The organism is Natranaeroarchaeum aerophilus (genome assembly GCF_023638055.1).
Classification (GTDB): Archaea; Halobacteriota; Halobacteria; order Halobacteriales; family Natronoarchaeaceae; genus Natranaeroarchaeum; species Natranaeroarchaeum aerophilum.
On the sequence record NZ_JAKRVY010000006.1, the window covers coordinates 18,919 to 36,156 of the forward strand.

Here is a 17,238-nt window from a genome sequence, read left to right on the forward strand (position 1 = left end):
GTGGACTGGCAGTTCATTCTTCTCTGGCAACGAGTTTCCCTTTTCGGACGAGGTAGGTTGTCGGGAAGTCGACGTGTGCGTCCGGATCATCCGTCGAGGCAGCCATGAACCGATCTCTGGAAATGAACGACTGATCCTGCTTTTCCATGACCGGCAACATCACGAGGTCCTGGTTGACGACCCATGCAAGCCGCTGGACGTACTCGCGTTCCTCTTCGGCATCAGCTGCTGTAGCGAGTTCCTGGAGATCCTCTTCCGGGACGAACGTTTCGGAGCCGCTCTCTTCGCCGACAGGGGGCAACTCGATTTCGCTATTATCGTAGTTCCGAACGTTCTCCGTATCCCAGCTATCGAGGAGCCATTCCAGACTAAAGTACGGATGGCGTTGGACATTCGCCCATTCGTGAAGCGCAACATCGAAGCCTTCGTCGCCATAAATGTCCTGGCCCCAGAACGCGGCTTCGTCCCGGGAGACGAACTCCGCCTCGATGCCGAAGTCGTTGAGAGCGTCGTTGAACGTCTGGATCGCATCGACCCAGTCGCTGTAGCCGGACGGCGCTTTCACGGGGAACTCGAGAACGTCTCCGTCCTCGTCGACCCACGTGCCATCCTCGCGCTCGAACCCGGCGCTTTCGAGCAGTTCCGCTGCACGATCGGTATCCACTTCGTACTGGTTAAAGCCATCAGCGTGGTCACCGAGCCACTCGTCGGCTGTTCCGTCGTGATTGCCCAGGATTCCCGACGGCGTGCTCACCGGCGCTTCGGTGTTGGGGCCGGCGTTCGAGGCTACCGTCTCACGATCTATAACGTGGGCGATCGCCTGGCGAACCTCCCGTTGCCCGAAGTGTTTGTGATCGTGGTCCCAGAGGATCCCCATTCCGAAGTTGGATTCAAGAAGGAATTCACGGACGTGATCCGGGAACCCGTCGACGATATGGGGCGGCGTAAACACAGTATGGAGGCCGTCGATTTCGCCGGCCTCAAGTTCCTGCCAGCGCCCTTCGTTCGTATCGAGGAACCGGCAGTGGTATCCGGAGAAATTGATGTTGTCGGCGTCGGGATGGTCCTCGAACCGTTCGAGATGGAGCTCCTGTTCGACTGTCTGTTCGAAGGCGAATGGCCCGCTCCCGATCGGTTCTTCGATCGTGAATTCGCCGAGTGTTTCACCGTCCGCGTTCTCGCCTTCGCCGCCATCCTCGAAGTCCTCCAGAAACTCCTGATAGTACTCCGCAGGAGTATCCAGTGTAATCTCCATAAAGAAGTTGAGCAACATCTCCTCGCCCACTGTCTGCTCTAACTCCATCTCGACGGTGGAATCGTCCGAGGCTACGATTGTGTCGAGGTCAACGTAGTTCCCGAGATTGCTCCCGTCGTGGATCTCTAGCTTCAACTTCCGAACCAAGTCCTCGGCGGTAATGTCAGTGCCGTTATGCCAGGTGAGGCCATCACGGAGCTCCAGTGTGACATCCGACTCCGTGACCGTCCAATCAGCCACGGCGCCGGGCCGGAACGTGTTGTCGAGTTTTTCCAGATAAACAAGGTCATCGAACAGCACCAGGCCCGGGCGCCAGGGGTAGTTGCTGTCGTTATATGGATTGAACTGCATGTTCTGTGGCGGGACGACGACCGGCGTCACAAACTCCGTGTCCACGAATTCAGTCTCCGATGGGTCCGGGAGTTCTTCCTCCTCTCCTGGCCCGTCATCGCCGTTACCGAAGCATCCCGCAAGACTGGACACACCCACTAGTCCAGCAGCTTGAAGTACCCTCCTGCGTTTTTTCGATGCGACTGCTCTATCGGCTGGTATGCTTTCGTCTCCCATTGCATATAGGTGTTCATAGTCATACTATATAATTATTTTCCTTAGTCGTTATCCGACTGTTCACAGTAGGGTCCATTCCGGTACCTGGAGTAGCAGTGTCTGTACATAGCGGTACGCCGAAAAATCGGGACAACTACACCGGTGATGTCGGAACTCACGTTCACGACCGTGCTTGTTTTGCCTCATAGATCTGATCGTCGTCAGGAGCTCTGGAGATTCTAGTTGAGGAGGGATATCGGTTGCAGTCACACGCGTGGCGGGGGGTTGACTCAACAGCAATACTATAAGATAGGATATGAATATTACCTTTGTAGTCAGCGGGCCTTTAGAAGGGCATCAAGAAGTCTGTAGCTCTCTAATAGCATATAAGCATGTCCAAACCGATATTTTAATAAAAATGTCTAATAGCTCCTAACACATAATTTAAGATATGGTTTTGGACGGTTGATGTATTGCGGTTTTAGATTATGTGATCCAAAAAGCAAAAATATAATATTAGTTATGTAATGTTTATTGTAGACTGTTGGGGGTTGATGACTTGCAATAGTAACGAACACCAGTCTCGACAGGTGACTCAGGTACACCGGACAACAATGGAACGCAAGAGAGGGAGCCGCGATTGAGCAGAGGGGTCGTGGCAATCGCACTGTGCAGGCTACTACGGTAACAGTGTAAGACGCGAATTCGGAACACAACCAACATCCGTCAGCTATACATTTTGTCGGTTATCGACCGGACTTCTCACGAATAAAACAGGGAGGCAATCCCACCAATATTCTTGTCACGCGAATACAGAAGTTGTTTACAGACATATGCCCGTAATGAGTTCCTGACGGTGTTCATACCCTGTGCAGGATTTACATGCATACGTCTGTAATTTATTGCGGCCGGTTCAGCCGCAGGATCGACAGCTACTCGATATCCGGGACAGCTCACGTATCCGTGCAAACGAACAGTGTCCCTCGATCGAATTGCAGCTATTTCCGGTGAACCGCCTCGGGGTCAAGTGGTTCGAGACGCAGAGCGTCTCGTCATCACGAGAGGGCTTCGCTCTCTCGAACGACCCCGAGGCAATCGCCTTGCTTATCTGTAGACTCCAGTATTTTAAATCCAATCATTTATTTTTGTCATTTTCCATTAATCATATTTTTTCTGTCTTGAACAACTGGCGATTGCGCAAATACGGCGATAATTGCAAGAATGCCACAATATTTGGCTGCTGTATAGCAGAGGAGTTCAAGCTGGGGACCGGGTCACAAATTACCTGAAATTGACCAAATCAACGATTTTTGTGACAGAAGTCAGTACTATTTTTGATTTCGTGATATAGTACAGTACCTCAATATATTGTTTATATCTCACAAGATTAATGCACAATCTCCCCAATCAAACTCATCCGGTACGGAGTACGACAGATATCCCAGCTATAGCAGGCAACACGCCAGCTACCTAATTGACTGCAACGGTCCCACCAACTTGTTTGAGCTTATTTACGGCGGTTATGGATTGAGACTGACGACCGTGGTTTGTCGTACAGTAGGATGAACAGTACGACTGATCGACAGCTATATCGTAGCGACAACCACATCCTTGACACACCGAAATATAAACTTTCTTTTATATATCGATCTTATCTACTCGGAGTATTGCAAAGTCCCTCCGGTGACACTGGGGCTCCCCCCTGATCACCGCACGCACGGCGTCACTCGTGACCGACGATTGGCTGTGGTTCGTACGGTTCCTCCAGATACTTTACGTCGGACTCCGAGAGATCGATTGTGAGCGCCTCGACTGCCTGCTCCAGATGTTCGACCGAGGTCGTGCCGACAATGGGGGCATCCACGTATTCGTTCTGGAACTGCCAGGCAAGTGCGACCTGAGCCATCGTGACGCCGTACTCGTCGGCAAGTTCCTCCACGCGTTCGTTGATCTCCCGACCACCCCCACGAGCGTAGTCGGCTGTCGGGTTATGGTGGTTGTCCGGATCGCCACGGTCGGTACGTTCGAGCGCATCGAACGGACGAGTGAGGAAGCCCTGACCGAGTGGCCCCCACGGGATCACCCCGATATCTTCGCGATCGCACAGCGGCAACATCTCTCGTTCTTCCTCCCGATAGGCGAGGTGGTAGTGGTTCTGCATCGTCTCGAACTGGACGAGATCTTCCCGTTCGCTGATCCGCAGACGACGGCCGAGTTGGTGTGCCCACATCGAGGACGTTCCGACGTGCCGGACGTCCCCGCGCCGCACCGCATCATCAAGTGCTCGAAGCGTCGTTTCCGGTGGAGTGTTCGGATCTATTCGGTGAGTCTGATAGAGATCGATGGTCTCCATTCCCAGTCGATCGAGGCTGGCTTCGAGTTCCTGCTCGATCGTCTTCCGGGAGAGGCCGGCCGCATGCGGATGTTCGTCGCCGACCGGAAACCGGACCTTCGTCGCGACGACCTGTCGGTCGCGGTCATACTCGGCGAGGACATCGCCAAGAAGCTCCTCGGACTCCCCATCGGAGTAGGCGTTGGCGGTATCGAAGAAGTTCACTCCGAGATCGATCGCTCGTTCGATTAACTCGCGGCTTTCCTCCCGGTCGAGCATCCACGATTCTTCACTACCGAAGCTCATGCAGCCGAGACAGATCTTCGAGACTTCCATGCCCGTGGAGCCGAGTGTAGTGTACTCCATACACAACCGTTCGTGACCGAGCTAAAAAAGAGAGGACCCAGGCATGAGCCATTTTGAAATGAATGATTATACACATAGAGCACAATAGTCCGGTATGATGGAGACTATCGTCGTTACAGGCGCACTCGGAGGAGCAGGAAAATGGATCGTCGATCGGCTCAGAGCCGACTACGAGGTCGTTGCGCTTGATCAGCGACTTCCGGCGACGACGGGGATCGAAGGGGTAAGCTTTCAGAAGGTGGATCTGACCCAGCAGGGGCCGGTCTGGGAGACGATCGTTGACGCCGATCCGTCGACCGTCGTCCACTTTGGAAATATTCCTCACGAGGAGAACCACGCCGGCGGCGACGTCTACGAGAACAACGCCGTGAGTACGTTTCATGTACTGGAAGCGGCTGGGCGTGCCGGGGCGGACGTCGTCTGGGCGTCGAGCGAGACAGTCTATGGAACTCACTGGCCGGAGCCAAAACTCCCCGAGTATCTCCCCGTCGATGAAGAGCATCCCGTCGCCCCCTGGAACGGCTACGAGACCTCGAAACTGGCTGGCGAAGCCGCTGCAGAGCGAGTTGCCAACGCGTTCGACGTGGCGGTCACGACGATGCGGCCGACGTGGATCCAGTATCCGGGTCGCTATCAGATCACGTCGATCAGGGAGGCGTTCGACTTCGAGAGTGCGGGCAGATTCGGGAACTTCTGGTCCTACGTCGACGTCCGGGACGTCGTTTCCTTCGTTGAGGCGGCGATTGACGAGGCTCCAGAGGGGCACGAAGTGTACAACGTGTTTGGTCCCGACAACTTCCTCGGGGTCGACACGGCCGATGCGATCGAGGCGGGATACGGCTCGCTTCCCGAAGAGTGCAGGCTGGAGGGTGACGAGTCCGCCTACACGAACGCGAAGGCGACGGCGACGCTGGGCTGGGAACCAGAACAGTCCTGGAAGACTGCCGAAGACGAGAATATTTCAGCACCGTCGTTCGACGTCTGAGGGACCGGCTCGGGTTCCGTTGCACTGGCACCCGCGTTTCGTTCCCTGAAACTAAGCACAGTGAACACCAACCGTAGCTCAAACTCATATGCACTCGGAGACAGACCAGGCTGAAGGGTCCGAAGCCGACGTTCTGGATCGAGCACGGGCGTATGCCCAGGACATCCCGATCGACGTCGATCTCGGCGCGGTCCAGTGGACAGTATCTCATCGGGCCAGGCGTCGCGCCGGTTCCTGTCGGTACGATAGCGATAGCGGAGACGTCACGATCAGGCTCGCCTGGGACGCCTACCGAGAGCACGGCTGGGAGGAGATAACCGACGTCATCCGCCACGAACTCGTCCACGCCTGGGAGTTCCAGCAATTTGGCGCGTCCGGTCACGGCGAGCGATTTCGGAACAAAGCTGAGGAAATCGATGCACCGCGACACTGTAGCCCGTTCAGCGAGCCACGACTTCGACTCGTCTGTACCGACGAGGACTGTGACTGGTCGGCAGACCGGTTTCGCGCGTCGGTGACCGTAACCGAGCCGAACACACGACGCTGTGGGGTGTGTGGCGAGCGGTATCGCGTCGAACACGTCGCTACCGGTCGGTCGTGGCGGACGGCGGCTGGCTACGAACGGGAACGAGAACAGATCGGCGACGATTGGTAACCCGGTCGCTACTCGACCGTCGGCACGGGAACGGCGTCGAGCACGTCGTCGACGAGTGCGCCCTTCGAGACGCCGTCGACTTTCGCCTCGGGCGTCAGGACGAGGCGGTGGGCCAGCACCGGTTTCGCGATTTCGGCCACATCGTCGGGCGTCACGTAGTCACGGCCCACCATCGCGGCGCGAGCGCGTGATGCCTCAAGCAGGCTCTGGGTCCCGCGTGGTGAGACGCCGACCGAGACCTGGCGTAATGCACGGGTCCGTCCGACGATTTCGACGAGGTAGGAGACAATATCGTCGGTTACCTGGACGGTTTCGGGTACCTCACGGAGTTCCGAGACCGCTTTCTCGGAGATCGCACGCTCGACGCTCGGCACTTGCTCGACGCGCCCGAGGCGGCGGTGCAGGAGTTCCTCCTCGCCCGCTGCCTCGGGGTAGCCGATCGAGCTCTTGACGAGGAAGCGGTCGACCTGCGCCTCGGGGAGCGGAAACGTCCCTTCCTGATCGACCGGGTTCTGTGTCGCAATGACGAAAAACGGATCCGGTAGCTCGTGGGTGTCGCCGTCGACGGTGACCTGGCCCTCACCCATCGCTTCGAGCAGGGCGGCCTGCGTTTTCGGCGGTGCACGATTGATTTCGTCGGCCAGCACCACGTTCGCGAAGATCGGTCCTTTGCTGAACTCGAACGTGCCTTCCTGCTCGTTGAAGATGTGGGTCCCCGTCACGTCGGTCGGCAGCAGATCGGGAGTGAACTGGACCCGGGAGAAAGAGAGTCCAAGCGCCGACGCAAAGCTGTTCGCGGTGAGCGTCTTTCCGGTCCCCGGAACGTCTTCCAGCAGGACGTGCCCGCGGGAGACGACGCCGAGCAGTACGGTTTCGAGAAACTCACGATCAGCGATGACAGCACCAGAAATGGAGTCGAGGACGGCTTCACACTCCTCGCTCGCTTCAGCTACGTCCATGGTTTGGTAGGGACAGTCGCCCCACATATGTGTACCGATGCCACTCGACGCCCGAACCGAAACCGATAAACTGTGCGGCCGGGAAGTAATGATTGAGCCGAGGTAGCCTAGCCTGGCCAAGGCGGTTGCTTCGAGAGCAACTGTCCATCCGGACACAGGAGTTCAAATCTCCTCCTCGGCGTTTTCACGAAGCAACACGGCGAGCGACCGCTGTGTCGCTCGCCTCTGCTGAGTGTAAACGGTCACGTGGAGATTTGAATGAGAGAAGACGCAGCGCGACCGGGGGGAGCGACCGTCTTCGCGTTGTTCAAATCTCCTCCTCGGCGCTTCTATCGACGCAACGACCGGTGAGAGACCTCCGTGTCCCTCGCACTCGTGAGCGTCGAAACCATAGCTGCCGATACGCAACCTGCTGGCACACAAATAGACGTAACTGGGGATAGAGCCTCTCTAAGGTGGCTTTGGGGAAGTGTTATACTCCTGTATCGCCTGATTCCCTCATGGCTGGCGAACCAGACCCGAACGAGAAGACGCGGTCCGATACGTCCACATCGCCTGATGGCCGATCACTGCCGCCTGACGTCCTGGAAATCGACCCCGCGTACGAGGCACTGGGCCATCCCCGACGTCGGTATCTCTGCTACACACTGCTCGAAGATACCGAATGGTCACTGACGGAGCTGGCGACGAAGATCGCGGCGTGGGAGAACGACATCCCTGAACACGAGGTAAGCGAGCGCGAGCGTGAGGCGGTGAGTGTGTCGCTGTACCACGCACACGTCCCGAAGCTGGTTGACGAGGGCGTGATTGCGTTCGATGATGCCATGGAAACGATCACACCCGCTGAGCACACCGAACAGGTCCTTACCGCGCTCGAAGGGATCGGTGCCAGCGTCGACGCCAATCAGGAAGCACACGCACGGAGTGAGATGCATGACGAAGGAAATTAGCGGCGGTACCATGAGCGACGACGACCCACCCTCGGAGGCCAACACCCACTGGTCGCAGGTAGCACAGCGGCACTACAGACCTGACGGGAAAAGAGAGCTCACGACTGTTATTGTCTACGCGATTGCGGAAGCCGAAGACCGCTCCCCCGGCGAAATAAAATCGCCACCGCTGTACGAGTCGGTAGACGTGCCAGCGATCGAAGCGGCGTTCTTTGGCCCGGACGTTACCGAGAATTCGCGCCAGGGTGTCGGCACCGTCGAGTTTCAGTATACCGGATATCTCGTGAAGGTGCGGAGCGATGGCTGGGTTCAGGTGTACGAACCGGCAGAAGCCGATCTCTCGTAAATGAGTACCTCAATCGTCACCGAGTGGGGTGTCCTCGGCCTCGAACCGACGTCCGCGGAAGGGTAGCGCCCGCTGTAAGCGCTGTACTGTCGGTCGATCCTCGATCCGAATGGCGAACGCAGGAAGTACGAGTGTAACCGCCGTCAGCAACGTGAATCCGATGATCTCGATTCCAATGACCAGCGGGCTAAATGCGATGCTGGGCACGGAGATCCCGAGGAACTCGGAGATCACGCGCAAGAGCAGAATTCCGACGAGTGCGAGTACCCCGATCGCCAGCACCGCTGCACCGGTATCAGTAGTCCGTCGATCCCGAACGTAGTACCAGCCGATAGTGCCACCCAGCGAGGCTCCGAGGGTGAGCGAGACGAACTGCCGCGAACCCAGCAAGAGCGCCCCGACCGCAATTCCGGCCGCGAGCACAAAGGTGGGTCCAGGATCGAACACACCCTCCCGTGCCAGCCAGATGCCGACGGCAACGAGCGCGAGACCGAGCGCGACGCCGACGAGGACGTCACCGACGTAGTGGACGCCCATGACGACCCGCGAGAGGGCGATAAGGCCGATGATCCCTCCGGCAAGAACGTATCTGATCCGACGACGACCCCACTCCATTGTCACGGCGAGTGCACCGTAAAACGCTGCTGCACCCATCGCGTGGGCGCTCGGGAAGGTGTAGCCCGGATAGGCCTCGGGGGAGAACGCCAACTCGGGGCGGGGGATCTGGAAGATCCCTTTGAGTCCGGCCGACAGGGCAAGCGCGGCGATGCCGACCGCGATCACGAACGCCCGATCCCGGCGGTTGTCCGGCGCGCCGAACCAGTAGATGAGAACGCCGAGGACGACCAGCAACGCCCCGTCGCCGAGATGCGTGATCAGGTCGAACGCAGGCGCTGTCGGCCCGACAGCCTCGCGGGCGAGTTCGTTGCTCGCTTCATCCCAGAGAACAGTATAGAGGGACATACCAGTCTGTACTCGTACGAAAACGGGTCTGCAAATATAGACCTGATGGCTAACCGGTCGACCGTCGCCTGTCCGGGTCCACACGTACGTTTTCGTTCGCGGTGGACGTAGTTCGGAACAATGACACAACGGAGTACGTCATACACCATACGGGAGTTCGAGTCGGGGGACAGAGCTTCGTTCCGCGAGCTGTACGAGACTGTGTTCGGTGCCGAACAGGGCACAGAGTGGTTCGACTGGAAGTATCGGGAGAACCCGTACGTGGATCACGTGCCGATCATCGTTGCGACGAACGGCCACGACCGGATCGTCGGTGCCCGGCCGTTTCTCGCGCTGGCGCTGCAGGTCACGGCTAATCGTGAGCTTGCGTTACAACCCTGTGACACCATGGTCCATCCCGATCACCGGCGTCAGGGACTGTTCACGCGGATGACCGCGCGTGCCATCGAGCGATACGCCGATCACGAAGCTGCGCTGTTTTTCAACTTTCCAAACTGGCACTCCCAGGGGGGCTACGAGAAGTTGGGCTGGAAGCCGATCGGACACATCGCCACGCGATATCGGCTCCATCGACTCCCGAGGCGCGTTGGAAACGGATCGACGGCGGAGCGGTTCGGGGGTGCAGTCGTGCGGACCGTCCAGCGAGCGTATCTCGGAATCAGGGACGCGTTGACGAAGCCACCGAGCGGGACGACCGTCTCGAAACACGATCAGGCCCCGGTCGATGCGTTACTGACGCTGTACCGAGACGCCGCTCCGGACGAAATACACGTTCTCAGGGACGAGCAGTTCTGGAACTGGCGTTTCGACAACCCGGACTGGATCTACAGATACTATCTCGTCCACGAGAGCAGCGAACCGGTCGCTGGGGCTGTCGTAGGCAGGAAGGCCACGGAGCCAGGACACGTCCGACTCACCGATGTGGTCCCGGTGACACCAGCAGACGATACGACGGCAGCGCTGCTCGCAACCGTGATCGACGATCATCCCGACGCAGATGCGATCCTGGCACCTCAGACCCTCCCGAAACACGTCTGTACCGCGTTTGGCTTCCTCTCGGACACGCGGCTCCCGCTGTCCGCGGTGAGTTCGCCGACGACGCTCGTCGCTCGCCCGGCCACACGTGAGGCCGACAGCTGGCCGGCGTCAGTTCGCCCGGCGCAGACGCTCGCTAACTGGTCGATCACGTTTGCCGAGCAGGACACGAGTTAAGTGGGCTACGACTCCTGGTCGCTTGCTGTCACGGATCTCGCGGCGCTGTCGTAACGACTGCGAAGGCGTTCGTTGAGCGTCGCCATCGGAACGATCTCAACCAGTTCTCTGTCGGCGAGATCGCCGAGGCGGCGGAGATAGGCGGCGATGGGCTCGAACTGCGCGTCGTTCGCGAGGTCGTACAGGTGACACCACAGGTGGAGATGCCCGTCCTCGCGGATCGCAGGACCGGTCGCCTGATCGAGCGCACGAGCGTGAAGTCGCTGGCGCAGGCGCACGGGAAGCGGTCGGAACACGGGATGGGTGGATCGCTGGCCCGACGGAAGCGCCGGCGCTGTCAGCGTGGCGGGCGTCGAGCAGTAGGTTCTGACGATGCCGTCCTGGATTGTCGGCTCGATCGCTGGCGGTGGCGCAAAGAGCAGTTCCGTTGCCCGCCGGATACCGGTGGTCCCAGTTGGGAGACTCTCACGGACGATTTCGATCCCAGCCTCCTGCATCACGTTGGCGGATGGGACGTAATGACGAGGGGGGACGAGCGACGGTGTTTGCTCTCCCAGAGAGTCTTCGTGCTGGCGCTGTGCGAGTGCGAGATCGCGTGCCATCTCTGCGTCGGTCGCTTTTGCGGCCGGAAGATGCGAGAATGTGTGTGTGCAGAGTTCGTGACCGACAGATCGAGAGCGGATCGCCTCTATCATATCGGGGGCGTAAAACAGCGGATCGGTCGCGACGTCGGTTCCAGGATCGGCGTCGAACCACCCCTCGGGCGCTGGACCACCGTGGTCGCCGTCACACGAAGTAGAGAACAGGTGCCCGACCACGTCGAAGGTGATCGGCACCTCGGCTTCGTCACAGAGATCGAGCAGTGTGTGGAGATACTCCCGTTCCGCCCGGCCGCGATCGCTGAGGTGGCCCCACTCGTCGATATCGTGGACGCCCCAGCCGAGTTCGAGTTCGATGCTGATGGTGAGAGTTGCAGCCATCGTCTCAACAGACGACTATCCAGATAATAGTAGTCGGCCCCTACGGCGAAGATTGACCGATCTGACGGGCCTGACTGGCTTGCCAATCGAAGAAAACGGAGTCGGTGCCGTAGTTCAGTCGTCGGCCAGCACGTCCGGCTCCTCGCCCGGCACAGTCAGGAGCCGATCCATCGCATCGACCATTGCGCTGACCGACGCGGAGGTGATGTCGGTATCGCTTTTTGCGACAGTTACCGAGTGGTCGCCCCGGCTCATCTCGACTTCGACCGTGACGACGGCGTCCGTGCCGCCGGTGATCGCATCGACCTCGTAGGAGTCCAGTGAGACGTTTGCGACCTGGCCGATCGCCTCGCGAACCGCTGTCACGGCGGCATCGACCGGCCCGCTGCCGGTGCCCGAGGCGACGCGTTCCTCGTCGTCGACCCGCAGCCGAACACTCGCTGTTGGGATGCCGCCCCCACTCGCGGCAGTGAGATCGAGCACCTCGACGCGGCGTTCCCGGTCGGTCCCCTTGACGTCTTCCGCGATCGCGAGCAGGTCGGCGTCCGTGACGCGCTTGCCGCGGTCGCCGATCTCCTTGATGCGCTTGACGACCCGGGTAAGCTCCTCGTCGTCGACCTCGACGCCGTGTTCTTCGAGCGCGGCGCGTGCTCCGGCGCGACCGGTGTGTTTGCCGAGCACGATCCGGCGCTCTCGGCCGACCTTCTCCGGTGGATAGGGCTCGTACATCCGGTCGTCCTTGAGCGTCCCGTCGGTGTGGATGCCGCTCTCGTGGGTGAAGGCGTTCTCGCCGGTCACCGCCTTGTTCGGCGGGAGCTGGACGCCCGTGGCCTGTGCGACGGCCTGTCCGAGGCTGTACAGCTGCGTCGTATCAACCGTCTCGATCCCGTAGCTGTGATCGAGCGCGATCGCGACCTCTTCGAGCGCGACGTTGCCCGCACGTTCGCCCAGCCCGTTGACAGTGCCGTGAACCAGATCCGCGCCAGCCGCGACGCTCGCCAGCGCGTTCGTCAGGCCCATCCCGAGATCGTCGTGGGTGTGAGCACTGACCGGGCCGTACTCCGCGAGCGTGGAGACGATCTCGTAGGATCGTTCCGGCCCGGCGTGACCCACGGTGTCCGCGTAGCAGACGCGGGTCGCCCCGGCGTCGAAGGCCGTCGCCATGAGCTCTTCGAGGAATCCGAGATCCGCACGGCTGCCGTCCTCGCCGATCACCTCGGTCCAGAGGCCGTGATCGCGCGCGTACTCGACCAGTTCGGCCGTGTCGGCAATCACTTCCTCGCGGGTCGTGTTTACTTTCGTTTCGATGTGGCGATCGCTTCCCGGCACGACGATAGTGACGCCGTCGACGTCACAGTCGAGCGCGAGGTCGATATCGTTCTGCACGCCACGGGCGAAGCTGGTGATCGTCGCGTCCAGATCGAGGTCGGTTACCTGTTTGATGGTACGGCGCTCGCCCTCGCCGGTGCAGGCGCTACCTGCCTCGATGACGTCGACCTGCGCACGATCCAGCGCTCGGGCGATGTCAGCTTTCTCGTCGGGCGTCAGCGAGATGCCCGGCGCTTGCTCGCCGTCGCGTAGCGTCGTATCAAGGAGCGATACATCTGTCTCGTCGTCGTACAGCGGATTCGTGGCGGGGTCGCCGCCGAAGAAGCCGCGCGAATCTCCAGGGTTCACGTGTTGGTCACTCGTCCCCGAGAATTTCGCGCCCAGCCGGGTTGCCCCGACTTCCTCTATCCTCGGAATCCGACTGAGAGGAGTCCTCTCGTGTCATATCCATCGTGATACAAGCGCACACGGCTGATAAACCTCACGGTTCCACAGCATCCCGTCGTCCCGCCCCGACATGGTCCCAGCAACGGCGGATACGACTAACTTCGTAAATTGAAGTATTATACTTCGAAAGTTGTAGTATTGTCCGCTGGGCGATTATTCGAGCACTGAGACTCGGTCACCGACGGAGACGTCAGCCGCAGCACCCGCTGGCAACTCGATCACCAGATCAGCCTTCGCTTTCCCCAGGCCAGTCCACGCCGACAGCGTCTCGACCCGCGTGACCTCGCCACCGGCGATCCAGATGGCGTCAATCGGGAAGGGGACAAAGAGCATATGGAGACTGCGCGAGGCGACGCCGTCGAACTCGAACACCAGCGCGTAGTCGTCGGGGATCGATCGCCGGAACATGAGTCCCCGGCCTCGTGAGAGAACCCCGGTTGCGCGGTCGACGGTCGAGGCCAGTACTGCAGAACCGCCCTCGCTCTCGTGGCGTACCCGCACGGCTCAGTCGTCGGCAGCGGCGTCGCCCGCGCCTGCTTCGGCGGCGACGTCCTCGTCGATGCTCGGCGGGTACTTCCCGCGATCGAGTTTGACGTCCGACTGCGGACGGGCCATGCAGGTCAGCGCGTAGTTCTCGGCCTCGGCCTCTGTAAAACCTCTGGCAGCGGGCTGGGTTACCTCACCCTCGACGATTTCCGCCGTGCAGGCCAGACACATCCCGACGCGACAGGAGTACTCCTGTGCGATCCCCTCTTCGAGACAGCGGCTGAGAATCGTCTCCGTCTCCGATACCGTAATCGACTCGTCGCGGCCCACGAACTCGACGGTGTGCTCGGTCATACTCCCCTGCTACGAACGAACCCGATAAAACTCTTTATTCCCCTGGATCACTCCTCCACGACGATTGTCCCTGTCGCCTCACCCGCGAACGGGATCGATTCGTATTCGTAGGTTCCGGGAACCGCGAACGTGTGGCTGTACTCGTCACCCGGATCGAGCGAACCGATGAAGTCGTCGTGATAGGCTGCCTCGGCGTCCTCGTAGGAGGCGGAGCCCCCGGACGCAAAATACGCGGCCCCCTCCGGAACGGAGACGGCTGTGACGGTATGGGCACGAGCAGCAGTGTTCCGCCAGACGACCTCGCGTCCAACCTCGACAGTCAGGTGTTCCGGCTCGAACGCCATCGCCTGCATCCCTACGTGAAAGAGCGACACGTCATTCGTGGCGGGCATGTCCGCAACGTACCACTCACCGTCGGATTCGACGACGAACAGGTAATCGGTCTCCAGTTCGGTCTCGCCGAACACCTCGGTATTGGCCTCGACGTAGACGAGCTGATAGCTATCGACACCGATATCCTCCAGATACGTCGGAATGCCTTCCTCCCAGCGGTCGAGTTCTTCGTCCAGCTGGCCGCCCGATTGCCCGGTCCGGAACGACAGGAACTCCTCCAGCGAGTGCCCCTCGATCGTCTGTAGATTCACAGCCGTTACTTCGCTGTAGCCAACGCCGATCGGGTGGATCCCTACACCCGCCTCCTGTCGAACGCGGTCGATGTCTCCCCAGTAATTCGCCTCGATCTGGGCCTCATCGTCGTCGACGACCCCGTCGTAAAACCCTTCGACGGCGTTGGTTGCATCCTCCTCGTTGTTGCCGCCGGTATCGATAGCATCCAGACAGCCGGCCGAGGCCGTCCCGATCGCACCGGCAACTACACTCAAAAGTATTCGTCGTCGCATAGGATCTGTACGCGTGGCGTGTATTAAAATATTGATATTTCAATCACTGGAGAGCCGGGCCGTACAACACGGACTGGCCCGCCGACGGGGTTGGAGCCCACTACGTGACATCGAGGGCGAGCCGCTCCGCCCACTCCTCGGGCACCGGTCGGGGATCGCCATCCTCGTCAAGAATCACCTGGGTCGTCCGGGCTGTCGCCGCGCGTTCGCCATCGGCACGGATCTCGTAGTCCAGTGTCACACTCGTCGTGCCGAACTCGGCGACGCGCACGGCGACCGTGACCTCGTGGTCGACGAGGATGGGCGACTCGTAATCGACTTCGACGTGGGCGATCACCGTTGAGACGTCACGATCACCGATCACATCCCGGAAGAACTTGATCCGCGCCGATTCGAGATACGTGACATACACCGCGTTGTTGACGTGGCCGTAAGTGTCGAAATCGTTGTACCGTTTTTCGATCGTCGTCGTGTACTCGTAGTCGCTCACGTCTCCGGAGAGGCCAGTTTGGAACAAATAGGTTGTCGTCGACGGCACCGGACGAGTGTATCCGACAAGTAAAACGTTTTGACCGTGGGGATACGACCCGTCTTTATGACCACATCGGAGTACGACGTCGTTGTCGTCGGCGCGGGGACTTCGGGCTGTTACGCTGCTGCGACCGCCGCAAACGCCGGACTCGACGTCGTCATCGTCGACCGCAAAGATAGCGAGGAAGCGGGACACATCGCCTGCGGTGACGCGCTGAAAGGGGCATCAAACTTCCCCGACTCGATTCCGCGCTCGAAAATCGAGCCGGCCTTCACCAACACCGAAGTCGACCACGGCCGCTTCGAGATTCCACAGGAAGACGAGGTGCTGGAGATCCCGGTGCCGGGGGAGCTCGCCGTGATCGACCGCTGGGAGTTCGGTCGTCTGCTTATCGAGGGCGCGGAAGAAGCCGGTGCCGACCTTCACTACGACACCGTCGTCAAGGATGTTAATCAGGATGATGAGGGTCGTGTGACGGGCATCGAGACGGCCCGGAAGGGAGAGCCACGAACCTACGAGGCCGAGGTCGTCGTCGACGCCGCGGGCGCGCTGTCGATACTCCAGGACTTCGCCGAACTCGACGACGCGACGTTCGATACGAACGTCAGATACTCGCAGTTCTGTTCGGCCTACCGTGAGATCGTCCACGTTCAGGAACCCGTCGAGTGGGACGACGCGCTGGTGTTCAAGCCGACCGAGCGTGCCGCGGGCTATCTCTGGTACTTCCCGCGCACCGATACCGAGATCAACGTCGGACTGGGCTTCCAGATGAACGAGGAACCGATGACGCTGGTCGAGGATCTCAAAGACGATCTGGAGAACCGCGAGGAGTTCGAGGGCGCAGAAGTCGAGGACAAACTCGGCGCATCGCTCCCAACCCGACGTCCTTACGACTCCGCGGTTGCGCCGGGCTACGTCGCGGTCGGCGATGCCGCCGCCCACGTTAATCCGACGACTGGTGGGGGGATCGCCGGTGCGGCCTACGCCGGCCAGTACGCCGCCGAAACCATCGTCGACGCGCTCTCGAACGGCGGCCCGACCGAGGACGCCCTGTGGGAGTACAACGAGCGCGTGATGGATCACTTCGGCGGACGCTACGCCGCACTCGACGTCTACAACATCCACATCACGGGCGGCGAACTCGACGAGCTAACGAGTCTGCTGGCGGCCCTACCGGGACAACAGATCGCCGAATCGCTGTACTCCGGATCGACGTCGATCCCGCTGTCCGTGAAGCTCAAGACCGCCTACAGGAGCTTTGGTCACTGGGGAAGCATCTACAAACTCTACCAGACCAAAGGACTTGCCGACAAGTTACTGGAACATTACGATGATTACCCATCCTCACCCGAGGGCTTCGACGCCTGGCAGGGTCGTCGTGACGAACTGATGGACGAGGTATACGAGACGACCGGCGCAGAGCCAAAGTACTGACCGTCGTTTTTCGAGACCTGTCTCCGCTGCCGACTCGTGGTCCGCAATCGCTCGTTGTAGAAGGTATTCCGTTCCCAGAGGAGCAAAAATACCACGTCTATTGTCTGATCGAATCGTCTTTCCGATATACAGTGTCGCTATATTTCCAAAAGAAGAATATTGGCAGTGTTCCAATTCTATATCGCAGCATATGATTTATTAGCTACGT

General features: G+C 59.7%; 16 protein-coding genes and 1 tRNA gene. 7 read left to right on the forward strand and 10 right to left on the reverse strand.

What is annotated here, in order from left to right:
* Nucleotides 1–13 precede the first annotated feature (13 nt).
* Nucleotides 14–1,738 (reverse strand): ABC transporter substrate-binding protein, encoded by a 1,725-nt coding sequence (locus AArcSt11_RS11040; RefSeq protein WP_250597073.1) that lies wholly within the window; start codon nt 1,736–1,738, stop codon nt 14–16.
* A 1,786-nt stretch (nt 1,739–3,524) separates the two neighbouring features.
* Nucleotides 3,525–4,499, reverse strand: coding sequence for an aldo/keto reductase (locus AArcSt11_RS11045; RefSeq protein WP_250597074.1), 975 nt, complete (start codon nt 4,497–4,499; stop codon nt 3,525–3,527).
* A gap of 94 nt (nt 4,500–4,593) precedes the next feature.
* On the opposite strand from AArcSt11_RS11045, the gene AArcSt11_RS11050 reads away from it, so the two are divergent.
* Both AArcSt11_RS11050 and AArcSt11_RS11055 read left to right on the forward strand, forming a co-directional pair.
* Nucleotides 4,594–5,484: an NAD-dependent epimerase/dehydratase family protein gene (locus tag AArcSt11_RS11050; protein ID WP_250597075.1), complete on the forward strand. Its 891-nt coding sequence runs from the start codon at nt 4,594–4,596 to the stop codon at nt 5,482–5,484.
* A gap of 88 nt (nt 5,485–5,572) precedes the next feature.
* The gene (locus tag AArcSt11_RS11055; protein ID WP_250597076.1) at nt 5,573–6,139 is read left to right on the forward strand and encodes a SprT-like domain-containing protein; all 567 of its coding nucleotides are present in this window, start codon (nt 5,573–5,575) and stop codon (nt 6,137–6,139) included.
* A gap of 8 nt (nt 6,140–6,147) precedes the next feature.
* Here AArcSt11_RS11055 and AArcSt11_RS11060 read toward each other — a convergent pair whose 3' ends face one another.
* Complete coding sequence (locus AArcSt11_RS11060; RefSeq protein ID WP_250597078.1) at nt 6,148–7,098, reverse strand: AAA family ATPase; 951 nt, start codon at nt 7,096–7,098, stop codon at nt 6,148–6,150.
* Between the two features lie 96 nt (nt 7,099–7,194).
* Here AArcSt11_RS11060 and AArcSt11_RS11065 point away from each other — a divergent pair.
* The 3 genes from AArcSt11_RS11065 to AArcSt11_RS11075 all read left to right on the forward strand — a co-directional run bounded on the left by AArcSt11_RS11065 (nt 7,195) and on the right by AArcSt11_RS11075 (nt 8,394).
* Nucleotides 7,195–7,279, forward strand: a tRNA-Ser gene (locus AArcSt11_RS11065).
* 319 nt (nt 7,280–7,598) lie between these two features.
* Entirely contained in the window at nt 7,599–8,048 is a 450-nt protein-coding gene (locus AArcSt11_RS11070) for a DUF7344 domain-containing protein (RefSeq protein ID WP_250597080.1), read from the forward strand.
* On the forward strand, nt 8,032–8,394 hold the full coding sequence (locus AArcSt11_RS11075) for a HalOD1 output domain-containing protein (protein ID WP_250597082.1): 363 nt from the start codon (nt 8,032–8,034) through the stop codon (nt 8,392–8,394). The genes AArcSt11_RS11070 and AArcSt11_RS11075 overlap by 17 nt, the downstream gene beginning before the upstream one ends.
* A gap of 9 nt (nt 8,395–8,403) precedes the next feature.
* Here AArcSt11_RS11075 and AArcSt11_RS11080 read toward each other — a convergent pair whose 3' ends face one another.
* A complete protein-coding gene (locus tag AArcSt11_RS11080) occupies nt 8,404–9,357 on the reverse strand; it encodes a phosphatase PAP2 family protein (RefSeq protein WP_250597083.1) in 954 nt (317 codons plus the stop codon).
* Nucleotides 9,358–9,477: 120 nt separating this feature from the next.
* On the opposite strand from AArcSt11_RS11080, the gene AArcSt11_RS11085 reads away from it, so the two are divergent.
* Nucleotides 9,478–10,569 (forward strand): GNAT family N-acetyltransferase, encoded by a 1,092-nt coding sequence (locus tag AArcSt11_RS11085; RefSeq protein ID WP_250597084.1) that lies wholly within the window; start codon nt 9,478–9,480, stop codon nt 10,567–10,569.
* Between the two features lie 5 nt (nt 10,570–10,574).
* On the opposite strand, the gene AArcSt11_RS11090 is transcribed toward AArcSt11_RS11085, so the two are convergent.
* The 6 genes from AArcSt11_RS11090 to AArcSt11_RS11115 form a co-directional block, all read right to left on the reverse strand.
* A complete protein-coding gene (locus AArcSt11_RS11090; RefSeq protein ID WP_250597085.1) occupies nt 10,575–11,549 on the reverse strand; it encodes a polysaccharide deacetylase family protein in 975 nt (324 codons plus the stop codon).
* Nucleotides 11,550–11,663: 114 nt separating this feature from the next.
* On the reverse strand, nt 11,664–13,172 hold the full coding sequence (locus tag AArcSt11_RS11095; RefSeq protein ID WP_250597330.1) for a (R)-citramalate synthase: 1,509 nt from the start codon (nt 13,170–13,172) through the stop codon (nt 11,664–11,666).
* 306 nt (nt 13,173–13,478) lie between these two features.
* Complete coding sequence (locus tag AArcSt11_RS11100) at nt 13,479–13,826, reverse strand: DUF192 domain-containing protein (RefSeq protein ID WP_250597086.1); 348 nt, start codon at nt 13,824–13,826, stop codon at nt 13,479–13,481.
* Nucleotides 13,827–13,829: 3 nt separating this feature from the next.
* Nucleotides 13,830–14,165: a 2Fe-2S iron-sulfur cluster-binding protein gene (locus tag AArcSt11_RS11105; RefSeq protein WP_250597087.1), complete on the reverse strand. Its 336-nt coding sequence runs from the start codon at nt 14,163–14,165 to the stop codon at nt 13,830–13,832.
* A 47-nt stretch (nt 14,166–14,212) separates the two neighbouring features.
* Nucleotides 14,213–15,064 (reverse strand): cupredoxin domain-containing protein, encoded by an 852-nt coding sequence (locus AArcSt11_RS11110; RefSeq protein WP_250597088.1) that lies wholly within the window; start codon nt 15,062–15,064, stop codon nt 14,213–14,215.
* Nucleotides 15,065–15,164: 100 nt separating this feature from the next.
* Complete coding sequence (locus tag AArcSt11_RS11115) at nt 15,165–15,554, reverse strand: acyl-CoA thioesterase (RefSeq protein ID WP_250597090.1); 390 nt, start codon at nt 15,552–15,554, stop codon at nt 15,165–15,167.
* Nucleotides 15,555–15,659: 105 nt separating this feature from the next.
* Here AArcSt11_RS11115 and AArcSt11_RS11120 point away from each other — a divergent pair, with 105 nt between their 5' ends.
* The gene (locus tag AArcSt11_RS11120) at nt 15,660–17,030 is read left to right on the forward strand and encodes a geranylgeranyl reductase family protein (RefSeq protein ID WP_250597093.1); all 1,371 of its coding nucleotides are present in this window, start codon (nt 15,660–15,662) and stop codon (nt 17,028–17,030) included.
* Nucleotides 17,031–17,238 lie beyond the last annotated feature (208 nt).

Excerpts from the sequence above, each read along its gene's own strand:
- AArcSt11_RS11045 (WP_250597074.1), bottom strand. The coding sequence starts at position 4,499 with ATGGAGTACACTACACTCGGCTCCACGGGCATGGAAGTCTCGAAGATC.
- AArcSt11_RS11050 (WP_250597075.1), top strand. The coding sequence starts at position 4,594 with ATGATGGAGACTATCGTCGTTACAGGCGCACTCGGAGGAGCAGGAAAA.
- AArcSt11_RS11055 (WP_250597076.1), top strand. The coding sequence starts at position 5,573 with ATGCACTCGGAGACAGACCAGGCTGAAGGGTCCGAAGCCGACGTTCTG.
- AArcSt11_RS11060 (WP_250597078.1), bottom strand. The coding sequence starts at position 7,098 with ATGGACGTAGCTGAAGCGAGCGAGGAGTGTGAAGCCGTCCTCGACTCC.
- AArcSt11_RS11070 (WP_250597080.1), top strand. The coding sequence starts at position 7,599 with ATGGCTGGCGAACCAGACCCGAACGAGAAGACGCGGTCCGATACGTCC.
- AArcSt11_RS11075 (WP_250597082.1), top strand. The coding sequence starts at position 8,032 with ATGACGAAGGAAATTAGCGGCGGTACCATGAGCGACGACGACCCACCC.
- AArcSt11_RS11080 (WP_250597083.1), bottom strand. The coding sequence starts at position 9,357 with ATGTCCCTCTATACTGTTCTCTGGGATGAAGCGAGCAACGAACTCGCC.
- AArcSt11_RS11085 (WP_250597084.1), top strand. The coding sequence starts at position 9,478 with ATGACACAACGGAGTACGTCATACACCATACGGGAGTTCGAGTCGGGG.
- AArcSt11_RS11090 (WP_250597085.1), bottom strand. The coding sequence starts at position 11,549 with ATGGCTGCAACTCTCACCATCAGCATCGAACTCGAACTCGGCTGGGGC.
- AArcSt11_RS11105 (WP_250597087.1), bottom strand. The coding sequence starts at position 14,165 with ATGACCGAGCACACCGTCGAGTTCGTGGGCCGCGACGAGTCGATTACG.
- AArcSt11_RS11110 (WP_250597088.1), bottom strand. The coding sequence starts at position 15,064 with ATGCGACGACGAATACTTTTGAGTGTAGTTGCCGGTGCGATCGGGACG.
- AArcSt11_RS11120 (WP_250597093.1), top strand. The coding sequence starts at position 15,660 with ATGACCACATCGGAGTACGACGTCGTTGTCGTCGGCGCGGGGACTTCG.